Genomic DNA, 17647 nt, shown 5'->3' on the forward strand with positions numbered 1-17647 from the left:
TCTTCATCAATGCGTCTGATCCGAACCAAAATCATCCCGCGACGATTTGTCGCCGTGGTAGAACAGGACGTCGCCGTCCGCCAGTTCGAAGTCGTTCCCGTAGCCGTCCTCCGTCCAGTTCTGGAACCCTTCCAGCCGCCATTGGTTCATCTGTTCGGCGTAGATGTATTGCAGATGCGGGTGCTCCACATCCTCGTTGCGGATCGTCTCGAGGTTGAAGTTGACGACGATATAACCGTTGCGCTGGAAGATCGGGTCTTTGTCGTCCACTCCGCCTTTTTGCCGGGCATATGCCGGGAGATCGACACCCTGCCGGACCGCGTAGACGTTGGCCGGCAAGGTATACTGCCCGTACCATTTTTGCACCGACGCGTTAGCCCGCAGGACATCGACACCGGGCGGGACGGAGCGCAGTCCCGGCTCCTTCGGCCCGATGAACGTGCGCACCGGCGAGGTCAGGATCATCAGGTCGTAAAAGCCGATCCACGAAGGCTTCGTAGCGTAGCGAAAGGCGTCGGTCATGTACTGGTCATACGACCGCCCCTTCACTTCCTCCGGGCCGTACCGGTTAAATTTGAAATGCGTCGTGTCGTAGATCTCGTCATCCGGCACGTTGCGCAGCGGTTCGTCGAGGATGACGTAGCGCTTCTCTTGATCCGCTTCCGAGCCGATCTTGACAAACTTCCGGCTGTCCGAATGGTAGTACAGATCGACGGGGAACGGTCGGCCGCCCTGCTTGCCGACAAATTTGAACGTCGGCGTGATCCGCACGCCGTCTTTTTTGCCGAACATGTTGCCTTTGGTCTTCACGTCAAACTTGAAATGATACCCCGTCTTGACTGCCACGTTCGGGTAGCCTGGATCGGGGTGAGAGCCGTTCAGGATCGGCAGCATGTACGGGTCGACGTTGCCCCGCTGTGCACCGTCGATGTCCCGGTCCTTGACCCAGTACGCCACCCCGCTCGGGGTCACGCCGTCCGAGCGGCGAAACACCGACTGCCAGTTGTAGTCGGCGACATCGGTGATCCGAAAATCGTAGAGGCGGCCGATGACTTCCACCGGGACGAGGTGAGTGGCGACGTAATTGTTGAGATTTTCGTTGTACGTCGGCTGATGACCGAAGCCCTCGGTGGGCGAGTTGATCGCGATCTCGCGAAACCCGACGTCGTAGAATCCTTCATCCACCCAGACGGGCAGGAAAAAGTCCAACGTGTCTTGGCTCATCGGCACTTCGATCCAGCGACCTGCGGGGACAAATTTGTCTTTGCCGCCGCCGATCCACACGTCGAAGGGGAAATAGACCTGCTTGCTTTTGGTGTATTTCTTGTAATCCCGGTACCCGTAGCCGAGGAGGTTTTTGTGCTGCCCGACTGTCGGCATCGTCACCGTGAACGGACGGTCGAGGATAAACGCCATCCGCCCTTCTGTCGCGTCCGTCTTTTGGTTGTGCGCTTGGTCGTCGGACGTGTAGGAGTAGTTGACGACCGGGGTGTGCACGGTGACGGTGTTGATACCGGGGATGGGGTAGGAGACGGGTGCACCGGTGCCGATCGATTCGAGGAGATCGTAGTAGATCGTCCCGGTACTCGGTTCGTTTGGTTTGTTCAGCTTGGTCGGCTCGATGGTCAGGTCTTTCCGGTAGAGCACGTCATCGCCGATCTTGGTCCCTTTTTTCATCGAGCCGGGGGTGGGGCCTTTTTCCTCGGTCGGCGCGTCGCTCATGACGGTGCCGTGACCGTTGTGACTCGAGATCAGCTTGTCGTTGCGGACTTTAGGTTTGCCGATCCGACTCTCCGCTTCCGACGTCCAGTCCTCCACCGGGACGGGAGGCGGGGAACCATCGCCGGATACGTCTTGAGAGCCCAGATCGACGACCTTCTCATACTCCGGCGGAATGATGTGGTACGTTTCATCGTCGGTGTGATAGGCATCGACATCAGGCAGAGAGTACCCGTTTGGCGTGAGGTCGACCGAGCCGTTTGGCAGGGCGTAGTTGCGAATATTGGCTTTTTGGATCTTGTAGACTTGGAGTTGGGAGATGATCCAGTAGCTGTAGGTGCGCGGGATCTTGTAGGTCTGAGAGACTTGGCGTGATCCGTCATCCACCGTGTCTGAAGAGGTCGAGCCGTCGGGGTTGGTGACGGTGACGGTGTGAGAGAGATTGTAGGTTTTCTTGAAGGTGATTTCGTACTCTTTGACCCCCGTCTTTTCGGTGAAGGCGTAGGAGTAGAGATAGTCCTTCGTCCACGCATTGGCGTAGAGGTCCTCAGACGTCGGGATGCCTGTCGCCACATCGAACATCTCGTTCCCCCGATCATCTGCCCGCACCTTCGCCGACGCCTCCGGGGCAAGATCCGAGCCGGACTTGTTCTCCGGCACATCCGGCGTCGGCGGCGGCTTGACCCCGTACTCGGCGACGATGTCATTGCCGCCGAGGGAGACCGTGATGTTGCGATTGGTCAGGTTGGCGTCACCGGTGTTTTGGACAAAGGTCGGCGGGCCGGGGGGCTTTTTGGTGGTGATATAGGAGCGGTTGATCTCGTACTGCTTGCCGTTGTGAGTGATGATCTTGTCCAGGTTATGGCTGACAGCTGTGCCGGCTTTGTATTTCCCCTTGGGGTATTGCTTCACCGGGACACCGTCGACTTTATAGATCACATCGACAGGGAAATTCGCGCTGCCGTATGGGACTGGAATGTCATAGTATTGACGGAAATAACTTGTATCCGCCCAGTTCTCCGCATTTTTGATCCCCTCTAAGCTATAGTACTTGGTCGGTTGTAACGTAACAGTTCCATTCGAACTACGACTTCCTACCTGAAACACAGAACTCAGATAGATCGTATCCCCATCCTTAATATCCCCGAGACCAGCCGCTAACATGGCATCCGTCACCTGCTGTTCAGGAATTTCAAAATAGGTAGTCACGAGTTGTCCTGGAACCGGGGGATTCGGTACTTGTTTTATCTGACGATTGGCCACTTCACCATGAGCACCGTTCGTTGGGTTGCAATCACTACCGCAACGTGGATTGCGATGAATGATCCAACCGGTGGTCACGTAAATAGTTGGTGCCGATGCGGCTTGGTCAACCGTGGTGAAACTCAACATCCCTTCGATGATTTTCACATCAACACGTGCACCCACCCGATCTGCGACAATTGGTATCATCAAAACCACAATCAATAAAATGTGTAAGACTTTCCGAAGGCGGTGCATGTTTTCTACTCCACTCGACGATTCCAATAGTTATCAAACATACTGACATTGTTGATAACCGCCAGCGTATCCCCCCAGTAAGGTCCTCCTACATTTGTCCCGATCTCAATATCGGTATACCCTTCGTACCAGACACCTTTCTCAAACTTTGGTGCAACGATGTCATAGAATTCGTCGTACAGCAAATTGCTGTTTTGTTTGTAATTCAGCACACGAATCTTATACTTGGATCGAACAAAGTAACCCCAACCAGAGCTATAGATCATTGACGGCTCTGGATCGAGATATCCTTCGATTTGGATCTCGTTGGTTTTGACCCAACTTACATACTTCTCGATTTGAGGTTGTTCATATATTGCTTGGATGCGGTAACTGTACAACTCGTCACCCCAGTTTTGGTTGATCGTACGGTAGTCCGCATTCAGATACAGGGCAAAATGTTTCCGGACACGTTCCATCCAAATATCCACATTCTCTTTATTAAACTCTGGAATCGTCCGGTACAAAGTGGACGTATTTTTGGCTCGTTCCGGGAATTCAGAAAGATACTTCATCTCATACATCTCATTCGGCACGTCTTCCAAAATGTACGGATAGTCGGCCGCGTTGCTCGGCAGGTTGGTGGTGCGGATCTTGCGGCCGTAGGGGTCGAGTTTGACGGAGGGGTCGTCCTTTTGGTCGGCCGTTTTGATGACGACCGTCTGGGTCGCCCCGTCCCACTCGACTTTGGCGTTAAAATTCTCGCTGACGAAGCGCAGCGGCACGAAGGTCCGGTTGCTCTTCAGCAGCACCGGTGCGTCCAAGGTCGTCTCCGCGCCGTCGACGGTCGCTTTGCTGTCGCCGATGCGAAGGCGGATCTCCTTGCCGCCCTGCTGGATCGCGACGGTCTGCGTCTCCCCGATCCACGTCACGTTTGCCCCGAGGCTCTCGGAGACAAATCGCACCGGCACCAGCGTGCGGCCTGAGTCCGCGACAAACGGATGCGCGTCCGGAAACTGCACCTTTTTCCCGTTCAGATGCACATTGACAAGCGGCGGTGCTGCTTCCATCACCGCAGGAAACGCTCCCAGCGTCAAACCGGCAGCTACGAGAAGGCTTAAGCCTTTTTTCATACTCTTTCTCCCCGATCTCTAATAGATTGAACACAAGTCGAGTAAATCATTTTTCAAGATTTTTCGCAAGAAAACAAATCTGCACTTGCTTTTTCACCCCTTATAGGTGCATCATCAGCTGAAATGGTATAAAATAGGAAAGTTATTTTGCTGAATACGAAATCATGTTAACGCAGAGGAGTTCAATCGAATGAACTTTTCAATCCAAGCCAATCCATACGCGCTTCGCTACGGAGCACAGCGTTTTTCAACCGCTGCACAAGCCCTGAGAGGGCGAGCCTACAGCATACGCGAGATCCCTGCCGCACTGATGCACACAAATGACGGCTGGTCAGGTGCCGGAGCGGACGCCTTTTATGACAAATGTGTCGAACTCCAACAAGACCTGCTAAAAGCGAGTTCCGTCTTTGATCGCACCGCAGATGTCTTTCTTACATTCGCCTCGAAAATGGAGCACGTTATCGAACTCCGGGAGCAGGCCCAACATCTTGAACATTCCATCTGGTCCATGAGGATCGAAACACCGGCGGATGAAGAGCACCTCCAAGACATGCGACGCCGCGTACGCGACCTTCACTACACGGCCGAGATGGAAGCACGCGCCGCGGACCAACAGGCATCAGCCGCCTTTCAAGATCTGGGCAACATGGATCGGCTCCTGCACATCTACTCGCTTCTCTCAACAGCCACTGAGACTGTCAAACCCGATGCCATCGACCGCTTCGGCACGGGGCTAAACCGGGCCTTGAAAGACGGAGTAAAAGGAGTCATCGAAGTCTTCACCGAACCGGTCACCACCCTCCGCAACTTTGTCCAAGTCGCACTGCACCCGATCTCTGCTCTGGAAGCCACATACGACGCAGTCTCCGAGTCCTTCTACCGCGACGTCCGGCACGGTGATGCGGGCAGCGCCTCCGAGTGGTTCGGCTATGCCTTCGGGATCGGACTCGCCTCCGCAGTGGGCACGAAGGGATTGGACAAAACCTCCAAAGTCGCCAAGGTCGCCGATCATGTCCCCCACACCAAAGAACATCTGCCGGATCTTATGGGGGAGAACGCCATTCTGGATGGCCCCCTTTACGACGGTGCCGCCCATACACGAGGGGACGGTACGTTCTCCCTGCACAACGTGCGCGGTTATGCGGGAGATCCCTTCGACCGGCAGATCGAAACACTCTTGCCACGCTACGATGTGACAAAAGATCAGTTCAAGGAAATGAAAAACAGACCTCTTGAAAACCCCGGAGGGTTATCTCCGGCTGAGCAGGCTTTAGTCAGGAGCATTCGTGACTCGGTGTCACTCACTCCTGACTCCATTATTTCGAAGGTGATTGACCTCCGGACGCTGGAGAAGTACTTGGATGGTATCTACAAGGAAGTCGGTGGCTATGTTGCCCGTGCTCAAGACACCTCAACTCTAAAAACACCCCTTGAGATCAAAGCTGAACTTCGTCTCGATTATAATCATCCTGACAGTAAGTACCACGACCCGACGTGGTCAAATGAATACCTAAACCCTGACGGCTCCTTTAAGGAGGAGCCGGTGGCCATCATCAGGTTCCCTGCTCATAATACCGAGAACTACTCCGTCCCATATGAATTTGACGACGTGCAAAGGTTGGCAAAACAAAATCCGTACACGGGCACGGGGTTTTTAGGAGGAGATCTGGTGATACCTGAGTTCTATATGTCCAGAAGAAAGATAGCACTAGGCACCGAGATTTTTATTAGAGACAATGATGGTAATGAAAAGCTACTCGCTGTGTACGAAGGCGATGGCGTATGGCGTAAACTAGATACTACGAGGTGAGGCACTTGCAGGAAGCACGCAATGATTCGTATGCCATTTATCAAGGCAAAGAGTACAAGGCTGGCCGTCGTTTTCGTGAAACAAAAATCGTATTGTTCTCAAGAGACAGAACGGATCTCAACTATGGGTTTGAGGAGTTCGCGAATGGTAGGTACAGAAAAGAAGTGGAACCGAACGAGATTGAATCAGCTTATGACGTAATCTCCTTAGCCCTCTACCGCGGTCTCAAATTTCAAGTGATCAACATCGACGGCGATACGATTCTCCTCTACCACAGCGGTCCCAGTCTCGAAAGGGAAGAACTGGGCTTTCGAATGGTCGACCGCTTCGAATACGAAAAAGAAGTACACCGCAGCGAACTCGAAAAAATGTGGGAAGAACGCACACCGCTCTGGGGCTTCCAACTTCCAAAGCAACCGGACGACAATCAGTGACTGCAACTCTCAACGCACAAAAGGCTTCCAGATCTTCTGGAAGCCTTTTCGTTCTTCATTCATGCGACTGATCCTCTACCCCACATACAGATTTTCTTCCGGGTATTTTACGCTATCCTTCTGAGGCTGTCGGGCCGCCAGTGCGACTGCGATCGTCAGCGGGCCCAGTTTCCCGATGAACATCAACGCGATGATGATGCACTTCCCCGGATCGCTCAGATCAAATGTGAGATTGGTCGACAGCCCGACCGTTGCAAAGGCGGACGTCGCTTCAAAGAACAAGCGCACCAGTTCAGCCTCTTCCGTGACGGTCAGCAGGATCGTGCCGATCATGACGAGCAGGCCGGACAGAACGACGATGACAAGCGATTTGTAGATGAGCAGCGGTGCCACCGCACGTTTGAAGATCGTGGTCTGTGACCGATTCGTCACCACCGTCCACACGTACAACAAAATCAAAAAGGCTGTCACCGTCTTGATCCCGCCGCCCGTAGAGCCAGGGCTCGCCCCGATGAACATCAAAAAGATCGTCCACAACATCCCCGTATCGGACAGTTGGCTGTAATCGATGGTGCCAAACCCTGCGGTGCGAGCCGACACCGAAGCAAATGCGGAGGTGAGCCAGGTGCTGCTCGCCGACAGCCCCTGCATCGCGCCCGGCTTTGTCATCTCGATCAAATAATAGCCCAGCGTCCCCGCTGCGAGCAGGATGCCCGTCATGATGAGGACGATCTTACTGTGCAACGTGAGCCTTTCTCCTTTTCGCAGCCGCATCAGATCCACCATCACGACAAACCCGAGGCCGCCCAAAATGATCAAGGTCATCACCGCCAGATTGACGGTCACGTCTTCCTTATAATTGATCAGACTGTTCCCAAACAGATCAAATCCCGCATTGCAAAACGCCGAGACCGAATGAAAGACACCGAAGTAAATCGCCTTCCCCACCGGCATATCGTAGGAGAACCGGATCGACAGCACCACGGCGACCACCGCTTCAATGCTCAGCGTGAGCAACACGACGCTGCGGCTGAGTCGAATCAACCCTTCCAGACTGGACACATTGAGCGAGGTTTGCAGGATCAGCCGCTCCTTCAGACCGATCCGTATCCCGGTGAAGACGGTGATAAACGTCGCGAGCGTCATAAAGCCCAGTGCCCCCAACTGAATCAACAGCAAGATCACGACCTGCCCGAAATGTGTGAAATAACTCCCCGTGTCCACCACCACCAGACCTGTTACACAGACGGCCGATGTCGCGGTAAACAGCGCATCCGTTACAGACAAGGACGTCCCGCTCTGAGAGGCGAGCGGCAAAGTGAGCAAGAGCGCGCCCGTCAGGATCAACAGGGCAAACCCCAGCACGAGAATCCTCGGCGGCGTCAAGGTCCGTTGCCACTTCCCTACTTGTTTCATCTTTCACCCTCCTGTGTTCCATCCCCGTGTGTCCAATAGAAAAAGCCTGCCGATTCTTGAGCGATTCCATACATTCTGCACGTGCAAAATGTACGGAAACCCTTCCAGAACCTGCAGGCTTATGCGATACCCGGCACCTGACTCCGATGAGTCATGTCCCTTGTACCCCATCTTCCTGTCTATGGTTGGAAATCAATTGTGATGCAAGCCAGGCTAGCGACATTCTTTTTCCAAGTCTCGATCCAAAATGAAGATCTCCACGCGCTCGCCCGTTTTGGTCGAGATGTCGCTGTGCGACGTGATGACCGAGCAACCGGTGATCTTGGAAATGATCTCTTCTGTTTCCTGGCTGTAGTGTTCCCGCAAGATCTGGCGCATCTCCTTGACCAAACGCCTGCCCTTGTCTGTTTTCACGAGATGTTTCTCTTCGTGAGTGAGCACGCCTTTGAGCCGGACGATCACCATGTCTTTCAGGATGTACGTTCTTGTTTCTTGCGGACCGCGTCCCAAGATCTCACGCTGAAACTTGATGTACGCTTCGCTGATGTCCGCCTCCATTTTGCTTTTGGAGCTTTGCGCCATAGGGAAAAAACCTCTCCTTTTTACCGGACCGGTCCCTATAAAAAAAGACCGATGTCCTAACTTTAACCTTGCATCTGCAAACAATACCCGATCCTGCGAGGGTCCGGACATCATGTAACAAAAGGTCAAAGTCTGCATCGGTCTACGTAACGCCTGGACAGTCGAATCTGCCCCTGCACCTTGTCTACCCTGAGACGATCTGTGAGCCTTGGTTCGAAAGCCTTTCTCTGTTTACACAACACAAAAAGACCGTTCCAACCAGAAGGCCTTTGACCTTCCTTGCTTTAGCCGACGAAGTTAGCTGACGGGTAGGACGGCAAGGAAGTACTTCTCATCCCTCTCACCACAGTGAGATTAACCCCAAACGATTGGGTCCTCCGTTCTCGGATCATTTCCGAGATTAGGCCGATTCAGTTGTTATCTCTATCATATAACTCCGGCGGGTCGAGTGGCAAGATGCAAGATCTGAACTTCTGAAATCATCATCGACCGCCAGAACCACTTCCGCGTCTTCGCTTTCTTCCTCTTTCCTTATTTCCCGCTCGTCTCCACATACTCAAAGCTCGGCCCGACGAACACACCGTCCTTGCCAGGATACGGAGTCTGCACCAGCGCAGCAGCCGTGGTCGCGACATCACTCATATACGTCGCCGCCGGACCTGGATAGGCGAGCAACTTCGGCTGTCCGTTGAATGCGTCGTGCAGCGTGTTCAACAGATTGCTGTACGCCGTATTAAACTGCAGCAGGTTCTCATAGGCCACCGTGCCCGGAGTCAGGTCGGCCATCTTGGTGTTGGTCTGAATGTTGTACACTTGGTCCCAGTCCACGCTGATCACAGAACCGGTCGGGGCGTTGGGTTGGTCGCCCGTCTGATACGTGCGGCCGAGCAGGATCTGTTGGAACCGGTAGTAGTGCGCGACCTGAGCCGGCTGTTGGAAATTCACATCGTCGCCGTTCCAGATCGAGTCGCGGATGCCTTCTCCCTGCTCGACGATCTCATCAATCGCCTGCAGAGCGGTCTCCAGATCGGTCACGACGACCACCTCGCCGCCGTCTTGCGGGTCATACACGTCCGGCGTGACTTGGCGGGAGGAGTCCTTCACAAAGAGGGTATCCGGGCAGACACCGGCCAAATAGACAAACCCCTCCTTGATCGCTTGATAGAAATCCCCGATGGTCGGATACGTCTCCCCGGCAGACAGCATCACCCCTTCACGCACACGGCGGGGTACACGACTCTCTGCCTGCTTCTCCTGCGAAGCCGGCATCTCAATCTCCAAAAACGTCTCCAAGGCTTCCGGAGAAAACCTCATCAAACTGACTTCGAAAGCCGTCTCCCCGTCCGGGAGATACGCCGGATAGTTCGGGACAAATCCTTTCGTGTTGATCTGCGGTTCGCCCCCGACAGCGTTGAGCAAATTGGCCGCCAGCGTCATGTGCAGCATTTCTTGCACCGCGATGTTAAACACGATCTGACCCGCTTCTTCATTGACTGAGTTCGGCATGATGCTGAACAGAGCCGTCAGATACGTCGGGATGGTGGAGTGCTCCAGTTCGATCGCACTCTGCAAATGATCTTTCAACTGCTCAATCGTCGTGATCGCCATGTTTTGTTCCTGCCCCCATTTTTGATTTTATTTATTTTATCAATATAAATCATATCACACGCACAGGCGACGTGTCTGCGCTTCTCTTTTTGTCTGTTTCAGGTACACTACTAGTATAAGAACAAGTAAAAGAAGGAGGAGTTCTCCATGAGCCAAATCGCCAAAACACCGGCACCGCCCTACTACGCGGTGATCTTCACCTCGATCCGCACCGAAGGAGATCAAGGCTACGGCCAAATGGCGGAGCAGATGGCCGCGCTGGCGTCGCAACAGCCCGGCTTTTTAGGCGTGGAAAGCGCACGCGAAGGCGACGGGGCAGGCATCACCGTCTCCTACTGGGAGTCGCTCGACGCGATCAAATCTTGGCGCGAGCACAGCGTCCATCAAATCGCCCAAGAAAAAGGGCGCGAGATCTGGTACGGGTCGTACACCACGCGCATCTGCAAAGTCGAACGGGAGTATTCGTTCTAACTGTCGGCAACCAAAAAGACGCGATCCCCAAGGGAGCGCGTCTTTCTGATCTTCGCATAGCCTCCAAGCATCGTCCTACTCCGGTTTCTGAATCAAGATCTGAATCACGTGCGACAATCCGTTGTGCAACGCCCCTTCGTGCCGGGTGACTTCGCCCATAAAGAAGTGGATGACCTTCCAGTCGTGGAAGACCTGAAGGAAATCCTCCGGCCGATACAGTTGCTGCAGATCCTTCGGACCGCCGCTTTGGTACGGGGGTTGATACACCGAGTACACTTCGCTGACATAGTACCCGCCCGGTTTCACCGCGTCTTTCACCGCCTGCAACGTTTTCAGGCGCAAGTCTTGGTCGAAATGGCCAAACACACACACGATCTGGTCCCATGCCTCCGGTGTCCACTGCGCGTCGTTGAGGTCGACGAGCTCCGTCTGGACACTTACCCCGCGTTCGGTCGCCAATCGATTCGTCTTGGCAAGACCCGACTCTGCATAGTCCCACGTCGTCACCTGCAGCCCTTGCTCGGCCAGAAACACCGCGTTCCGGCCTTCGCCCTCTGCCAAGGCCAGCGTTTTGCCCTTCGCATGGAGCCGATCCGCCACCGATTTTACAAACTCATTGGCATCCGTACCGTACACATACGCTTCATTTTGAAATCTCTCGTGCCACATGTTCATGTCTCTCACCTCACATCCAGTATCCCAAACAACTTCCCGGAATACCACCCGTTTTCTGAGAATAACTCCGCCCTTTTACTATTTATTGGATTTGGATATAATCAATATGAGTCTCTACATAAAATTTCAAAGGAGTTGTACATTCATGGCGATCAACATGATTCCGTACCTGATTTTCGACGGCAACGCGAAAGAGGCCATCGCATTTTACGAAAAAGCATTGAACGCTGAAAACCTTGGCGTCATCACGTTTGGCGAAATGCCGGAAGACCCGAATTACCCCCTGCCGGCAGAAGCGAAAGACCGCGTCTCGCATGCCACTCTGAAAGTCGGCAACTCGGACCTCATGTTCTCCGATACCTTCCCGGGACAGCCGTATCAAACCGGGAACAACGTGACCATTTGCATCACTTGCGACGACCCGGCCCGCTCCAAAGAGATGTTCGCAGCTCTGGAGCAAGGCGGTCAAGTGAACATGCCGATGATGGAAACGTCCTTCAGCCCGCTCTACGGGGTCGTGGTGGACAAATACGGCGTGACGTTCCAAATCTACACCGAGCACGCTCGCTAATCAAAAAGAGAAGCCATCCGCCTGACAGCGAGTGGCTTCTTTCTTTTCACACAACAGTCAATCCGCGCACGAACACTTGATGGAACGTCCGCTGGATCTCCTCGTCTGAGATCGGTGCGATCCGATTCGCGTATTCGGTGACGAGGCTGAAGTACGTCCGCAGCATCACATACGCCACGACCTCCGGGTTGCATTCGGCGACATCGCCCTGTTCTTGACCGCGCCGGAGTTCCCCGGAAAGGAAACGAATCACCGCATTGTCGATCCCCTCCAGCCCTTCCAAGACTTTGGTCGTCCCCAACGCTTTCGCTTCCAGCGCCAGTTTGACCAGCAGTTCGTGTTTCGACCGAAACTGGAGAACTTGGCGAATCGCCTGCTCCAACTCTTCAAAAAACGGACGCTGCCCGGCCAGCGCTTCTTCCGCCACATGCCGGATCTCTTCTGCGATGCCTCCCAGGATGTGGTGGAACAGCTCATCCTTGCTGGCAAAATACAGATAGATCGTTCCTTTCCCCACATCGGCAAGCTTTGCCACTTTGTCCATCGTCGTGCCTTTATAGCCAAACATCGAGAACGATTGAATCGCCGCCTCGATCACTTTTTGCCTCGTATCCACCATGTATCTCCTCCAGCCAAGGGGCAAGATGATCCTTTATATCCAGTGTAGAGCTCTTTCCTTTCTCTCATACTGTTCCACACGCCTCGCTTGACACCCTTCAAGGAGAGGCTCATAATACTAAATGACCATAAACGTCAACTGGTCAGTCAGTAACAGAAGACCATGTGAGAGGGGACTTGTAAGATGGATACTTCCAAACATACCGTCATCTCGACCCAAGAGATGCCCATTGTGACGATCCCGAACGCCGCGAACCTCGCCAGCGCGCTCGACTTTTTCAGTGCGGTGCGCGACCTTGGTGAACCGGTCGTGCACACGTTCAACGGGGCGATGGAAACGTATGTGATCAACGACCCGGAGATGATCCGGCAGATCTTCGTCACCAAACAGGGTCATTTCATCAAAGGACGCGGTCTCCAAGAGATCCGCCCGCTGGTCGGCAACGGCGTCCTGACCAGTGAAAAAACGGAACACAAAACACAACGCGCCATGATGCAGCCGCATTTTAACATGGCGCATATCGGCACCTATACAGATAAAATGGTCGAGATGACCCTCCAGACGATGGATCACTGGCAAGAGGGCGAAGTGCGAGACACCACAGATGACATGATGGAGATCACCATGGACATCATCACGCACACGATGTTCGGCACCTCGGTCAAAGAGTTCATCGAAGAAATCCGCGAGTCGATGCACGTCGCCTTGACCAAATTTTCCGCGCGCGTCCGCGAGCCGCACAAACTGACGGCAGCCGATGAAGCGAGCATGAGGCAAGCGGTGGTCACCCTGAATACGGTCATCGCCAAGATCATCGAAGACCGTCGCCAGCATCCGCAAGAAGGCAGCCGCGATCTGCTCTCGATCCTCCTGCGCACCGGCATGTCGGATGAAGAGCTCCGGGATCAGGTGATGACGATCTTCCTCGCCGGCCACGAGACGACCGCAAACACGCTGGCGTGGACCTGGTACCTGCTCTCCCAGCATCCGGAGGTCGAGCAAAAGCTCTGGCACGAGCTCGACACCGTCCTCGGCGGTCGTCCGGCGACCTATGAAGACTACAACAAGCTCACGTACACCCACCTCATCATCCAAGAGTCGATGCGACTCTACCCGGCAGCGTGGGTGGTCGGCCGCACCGTGGACGAGGATGTTCAGATCGGTAACTACCAGTTCTCGAAAGGGCAAAACGTTTCGATGAGCCAATGGGCGATGCACCGCAACCCGGCGTATTACGACCGACCGGACGCGTTCCTCCCGGAGCGATTCGACGGCGACCTGCTCAAGCGCATCCCGTCCTACGCCTACTTCCCGTTTGGCGGCGGCCCGCGCGTGTGCATCGGCAACAACTTCGCCCTGCTGGAAGCGGCACTCGTTCTGGCGACCGTCGGCCAGCGATACAAACTCGTGCTGGAAGACGCCGACCAACTGGAACCGGAGCCGCTGATCACCCTGCGCCCGAAAAACCTGCGCATGCGCGTGGTCAAGCGCTAAGAGCGAAAGTGAGAAAGAGACTGCAACGCCCCCTGACTGGGTGTTGCAGTCTCTTTTGGTGTTCGCAGTCTGCGCCTCTTAGTACCCGCCTTCTCGATCTTTTTGCTGCTTCATGGCATGCAGCCATCCCTTCGCCCCTTCGGCGAGCAGTCCGCTGTCGAAAGAACCGGTGAAATAGCGAATGCCCCACTCCGCAAACAGCGGGATCATGCTGGGGTTCGGCACATGAATGCCGACCGCTTTCCCTCGCTTTTGGATACGTCTGGCCACCCAGCGGATCGTCTCCTGCAGCAACGGGTCGTCAAACTGCCCGGCCACACCGAGCGACTGCGACAGATCGGCCGGTCCGATGTAATACAGATCGGTCGCCGCTGCGGAGGCGTCTAGGATCTCGTCGATGCGTTCCACCGCTTCTTTCGTCTCGATCTGCAAAATGAGAGTCGTCCGTTCGTTCGCCTCCGCCGCATACTGCCGGAAACTGGCGGCCCCGTAGTCGTTCGCTCGGCAGGCTCCCCCGAGACCGCGTTGTCCGACGGGAGCAAAGAAGGCGGCATGCACCGCTTGTTGCGCCTCCTCCGCACTGTTGATCCGCGGCACCACGATCCCCGTCGCCCCGAGATCGAGGGCTCGCCCGATCACCGATTCCCCGAGTTCCGGCACCCGCACCATCGTCGGCACACCGGTCGCCTTGGCTGCCAAGAGCAGCCTGTCCAGCTCCCCTGTACCGATGGCCGCATGCTCCATATCGATCTGCAGGAAGTCGAGCCCGCTGCGCCCGAGCACCTCCACGATAACCGGATGCGCGATCCGCACCCACGTGCCGTACAGTTTTTCCTCGGATCGGAGCCGTTGTTTGAATGTCGTCATCTGCATCACTCCACATTTACGATTCGATACAAGTCCTCAAGCGTTTTGATTTCATAGGTTGGCACAATATCCGTCTCGTTTGCTTTCCCGTCTGGATTGTACCAGCAAGTGTCCAGCCCCGCCAGTTGCCCGCCTTTGATATCCGCCGTCAGCGAATCGCCGATGATCAACGCTTGCTCCACATCGAGGCCGGGGACCCGTGCAAAGACATGGTCAAAGAATTCCTTCATCGGCTTCTGATAGCCCGTGTCCTCCGACACGAAGATCCCCTTGAACAACGGATGCAAACCCGCCTTTCGCAATCGCTTGTCCTGCGTCTTGGATACGCCGTTCGTCACGATGTACAACTCATACCGCGCCTGCAGACTCGAGATCAGTTCCAAAGCCCCGGCCACCAGTTGGTGCCCTTCCTCCAAGTAGCTGCGATACTTCTGCTCCAGCAGAGCGCCGTCGACCTCTTGCCCGTACTCCTTGAACAAAAGGGAGAACCGAGTGTTCACGACCTCATCCCGATCCAGTTTCCCCTCTTCGAACGCGCGCCAAAGACCCTGATTGATGTTCCTGTATCGCGCTTCGATCTCATCGGTGAGCGGCGTCCCTTGCTCCTCAAACAACATCCGCAACGCTTCCTTCTCTGCCGCACCAAAATCGAGCAGCGTATCGTCTACGTCGAAGAATAAAGTCTTGTATGTTTTCATCCTGTTCGCCTCCTCCTCTCCTGCACCACAAAAAAGCTGCTTGCCATGATTCTCTCATGACAAGCAGCTGATGGGAAGTCGATCAAGGCTTGAGAAAATCCGGTTTCATGAAACTCGGGTCTGGATACGTGTAAAATCCTTGTCCCGTTTCGATGCCCAGTTTCCCTTTGTCGATATACTCCGTTTTGAGCAACTCGGCCAGTTTTTCAAATTCCGGGCGACCGGTTGCCTTTGCTTTGGCCAGCGTGATGTTGTACGCCGTGCGGATGCCAACCACATCCAAGATGGCAAACGGCCCTTGGGGCGATCCCGTTGCGATCATCCAGGTCTTGTCGATGGACTCGACATCTGCGACCTCCTTCACGAGCAACATCTGCGCCGCATCCAAGAACGGAACGAGCAACGAGTTCAAGATATAGCCGGGCTGCTCCTTGTACAACGGCAGCGGCACCATGCCGATCGCTTTGGCAAAGGCGATGACCTCGTCAAACACACCCTGATCCGTGCCCGGATGTTTCATCACTTCGGCGGTGTTGTTTTTCCAAATCGTATTGGCGAAGTGCAGAGCCAAAAACTTTTCCGGCCGACCTGTGGCCTCTGCAAATTGACTCGGCAACAACGTGGAGGAGTTCGTGACAAACACCGTTTTTTCAGGAGCCGCCTGACCCAGTGCTTGGTAAAAATCCGTTTTGATCGGCACAACCTCCGGCACCGCTTCGATCACAAGATCCGCATCCGCAACGGCTGCGGACAAGTCACTGTAGAACGACAGCCGACGGTACGCTGCGTCCACCTCTTCCTCCGTCGCGCCCAGATCCGCTTGATAACGCGGTTTCAATGCCGAGATTCGTTCTTTGGCACGCTCCAACGCCTCGTCGTTGATGTCATACACCGATACGTCAAATCCCTTAAAAGCCGTCTGATACGCAATCTGACTGCCCAACACGCCACTGCCGGCGACTGTGATCTTTTTGTAGTTCACGGGGAACCTCCTGTGTAAGCCGAGTATTGGAAGGACAGGTGTCCATCTCTTTTACTCTTCCCTGATGGCGTAGATTTGCTTCGGGAGGAAGCGGCTATTAGACGAGCCGGAGGATTTTGTGAACCATCTCGTCCAACTCACCGCCATGCTCCACCGTGTCTAGCTCCTCACGAGAGTGGACGTGCTGGAATGCTTTCCATAGAAATAGTGCTGAAAACGTGACCAATGCTTCCCAAAATGACGCTCCAGTGCGGTAGGTGATTTCTTTGGCGAGGTCGTTGAAATAGGCGCGGACTAGGGTTTCGTAGAAATCGTAGGCTTTTCGATTAAACTCAGCACGCTCATCGCTCTCCGTTTCTGATTCGCCTTTAAGTGGTTTAGCAACAGCGGATTGACCAAAAATTTTCCGAACAACTCTTCATAAATCTTCGGGGAGCCTAACATGAGGAAGCCCCCATCCTTTTGAACACTATATTTTATAGCTGTATTCTCATCCATCTCACTATATTTGAAGACTCCAACCAGAATTCCATCAACGGCTTTTATCCGTAAATTTTCCATGCTCAGTACTCGTACCAGCGCCACCGGCTTGAAAAGCCGACGCTCTACCACTGAGCTACGTCCGCGCATTGTTTGAACTACTCAGTCGGAAATTTACAATATCTACACAAAAATAAGACTTTTTGGCTGCTGATTGACATAGTAACGACTGCGTTGTACTATGAATTACGACATCATTCGACACAAACCGACAAACGGTGATACCGCTGGTGCTGCGGTAGTTTCGATTGGTTCGAGCTTGTCGGGTAGAGTGCGGTTACTCTATCCGACTTCATAAACGAAGATCGTTTAGGTCTTCGTCCTTCGGTAAAACCCGGTACTTGTGGCGCAGGTATCGGGTTTTTTTATATGCCAGCAAGTATCCTCTCTTGATTATTTGTCGGAAAATTGCCTCTTGCTGTCATTACACCTTTAGTAATACTATGTAATCAGGATCACTCGACAACTTTCGACAAGAATCCACAAAATTGCAGGATTGCCTTCAATGGCGGTTGTTCGATGGTTCTAGCCAGCCGGATAAGGTGTTAC

16 protein-coding genes and 1 riboswitch are annotated in these 17647 nt (G+C 54.2%); of the genes, 5 read left to right on the forward strand and 11 right to left on the reverse strand.

The window, feature by feature from the left end; all coding sequences use genetic code 11:
* Positions 1–6 precede the first annotated feature (6 nt).
* Together OS242_RS05595 and OS242_RS05600 are read right to left on the reverse strand one after the other, a co-directional pair.
* Complete coding sequence (locus OS242_RS05595) at positions 7–2883, reverse strand: DUF5704 domain-containing protein (RefSeq protein ID WP_267150669.1); 2877 nt, start codon at positions 2881–2883, stop codon at positions 7–9.
* Between the two features lie 341 nt (positions 2884–3224).
* Positions 3225–4331, reverse strand: coding sequence for a copper amine oxidase N-terminal domain-containing protein (locus OS242_RS05600; protein ID WP_267150670.1), 1107 nt, complete (start codon positions 4329–4331; stop codon positions 3225–3227).
* 190 nt (positions 4332–4521) lie between these two features.
* On the opposite strand from OS242_RS05600, the gene OS242_RS05605 reads away from it, so the two are divergent.
* Positions 4522–6141, forward strand: coding sequence for a WXG100 family type VII secretion target (locus OS242_RS05605; protein ID WP_267150671.1), 1620 nt, complete (start codon positions 4522–4524; stop codon positions 6139–6141).
* Positions 6142–6146: 5 nt separating this feature from the next.
* Complete coding sequence (locus OS242_RS05610; protein WP_267150672.1) at positions 6147–6575, forward strand: hypothetical protein; 429 nt, start codon at positions 6147–6149, stop codon at positions 6573–6575.
* 75 nt (positions 6576–6650) lie between these two features.
* Here the strand turns inward: OS242_RS05610 and OS242_RS05615 are convergent, their stop codons facing one another.
* From OS242_RS05615 to OS242_RS05625, 3 genes are all read right to left on the reverse strand, one after another.
* Entirely contained in the window at positions 6651–7991 is a 1341-nt protein-coding gene (locus OS242_RS05615; RefSeq protein ID WP_267150673.1) for a TrkH family potassium uptake protein, read from the reverse strand.
* A 213-nt stretch (positions 7992–8204) separates the two neighbouring features.
* The gene (locus OS242_RS05620) at positions 8205–8573 is read right to left on the reverse strand and encodes a DUF2294 domain-containing protein (RefSeq protein WP_267150674.1); all 369 of its coding nucleotides are present in this window, start codon (positions 8571–8573) and stop codon (positions 8205–8207) included.
* 271 nt (positions 8574–8844) lie between these two features.
* Positions 8845–8990: riboswitch (cyclic di-AMP (ydaO/yuaA leader) on the reverse strand.
* Between the two features lie 114 nt (positions 8991–9104).
* The gene (locus tag OS242_RS05625) at positions 9105–10181 is read right to left on the reverse strand and encodes a ferritin-like domain-containing protein (RefSeq protein ID WP_267150675.1); all 1077 of its coding nucleotides are present in this window, start codon (positions 10179–10181) and stop codon (positions 9105–9107) included.
* 147 nt (positions 10182–10328) lie between these two features.
* Here OS242_RS05625 and OS242_RS05630 point away from each other — a divergent pair, with 147 nt between their 5' ends.
* Positions 10329–10652, forward strand: a complete 324-nt coding sequence (locus OS242_RS05630) for an antibiotic biosynthesis monooxygenase family protein (RefSeq protein ID WP_267150676.1) — start codon at positions 10329–10331, stop codon at positions 10650–10652.
* Positions 10653–10727: 75 nt separating this feature from the next.
* On the opposite strand, the gene OS242_RS05635 is transcribed toward OS242_RS05630, so the two are convergent.
* Positions 10728–11327: a class I SAM-dependent methyltransferase gene (locus tag OS242_RS05635; RefSeq protein WP_267150677.1), complete on the reverse strand. Its 600-nt coding sequence runs from the start codon at positions 11325–11327 to the stop codon at positions 10728–10730.
* A gap of 145 nt (positions 11328–11472) precedes the next feature.
* On the opposite strand from OS242_RS05635, the gene OS242_RS05640 reads away from it, so the two are divergent.
* Complete coding sequence (locus OS242_RS05640) at positions 11473–11898, forward strand: VOC family protein (protein ID WP_267150678.1); 426 nt, start codon at positions 11473–11475, stop codon at positions 11896–11898.
* Between the two features lie 46 nt (positions 11899–11944).
* Here the strand turns inward: OS242_RS05640 and OS242_RS05645 are convergent, their stop codons facing one another.
* Positions 11945–12517, reverse strand: a complete 573-nt coding sequence (locus OS242_RS05645) for a TetR/AcrR family transcriptional regulator (RefSeq protein WP_267150679.1) — start codon at positions 12515–12517, stop codon at positions 11945–11947.
* 183 nt (positions 12518–12700) lie between these two features.
* Here OS242_RS05645 and OS242_RS05650 point away from each other — a divergent pair, with 183 nt between their 5' ends.
* Positions 12701–14011, forward strand: a complete 1311-nt coding sequence (locus OS242_RS05650) for a cytochrome P450 (RefSeq protein ID WP_267150680.1) — start codon at positions 12701–12703, stop codon at positions 14009–14011.
* 78 nt (positions 14012–14089) lie between these two features.
* Here the strand turns inward: OS242_RS05650 and OS242_RS05655 are convergent, their stop codons facing one another.
* The 4 genes from OS242_RS05655 to OS242_RS05670 form a co-directional block, all read right to left on the reverse strand.
* Positions 14090–14878 (reverse strand): HpcH/HpaI aldolase family protein, encoded by a 789-nt coding sequence (locus OS242_RS05655; RefSeq protein WP_267150681.1) that lies wholly within the window; start codon positions 14876–14878, stop codon positions 14090–14092.
* Positions 14879–14883: 5 nt separating this feature from the next.
* Positions 14884–15576: a YjjG family noncanonical pyrimidine nucleotidase gene (locus OS242_RS05660; RefSeq protein WP_267150682.1), complete on the reverse strand. Its 693-nt coding sequence runs from the start codon at positions 15574–15576 to the stop codon at positions 14884–14886.
* Positions 15577–15658: 82 nt separating this feature from the next.
* Complete coding sequence (locus OS242_RS05665) at positions 15659–16558, reverse strand: 3-hydroxyacyl-CoA dehydrogenase (protein WP_267150683.1); 900 nt, start codon at positions 16556–16558, stop codon at positions 15659–15661.
* Positions 16559–16852: 294 nt separating this feature from the next.
* Positions 16853–17119 (reverse strand): hypothetical protein, encoded by a 267-nt coding sequence (locus tag OS242_RS05670; protein ID WP_267150684.1) that lies wholly within the window; start codon positions 17117–17119, stop codon positions 16853–16855.
* Positions 17120–17647 lie beyond the last annotated feature (528 nt).

Source organism: Tumebacillus lacus, assembly GCF_026410385.1.
In the GTDB taxonomy this organism is placed as follows: domain Bacteria; phylum Bacillota; class Bacilli; order Tumebacillales; family Tumebacillaceae; genus Tumebacillus; species Tumebacillus lacus.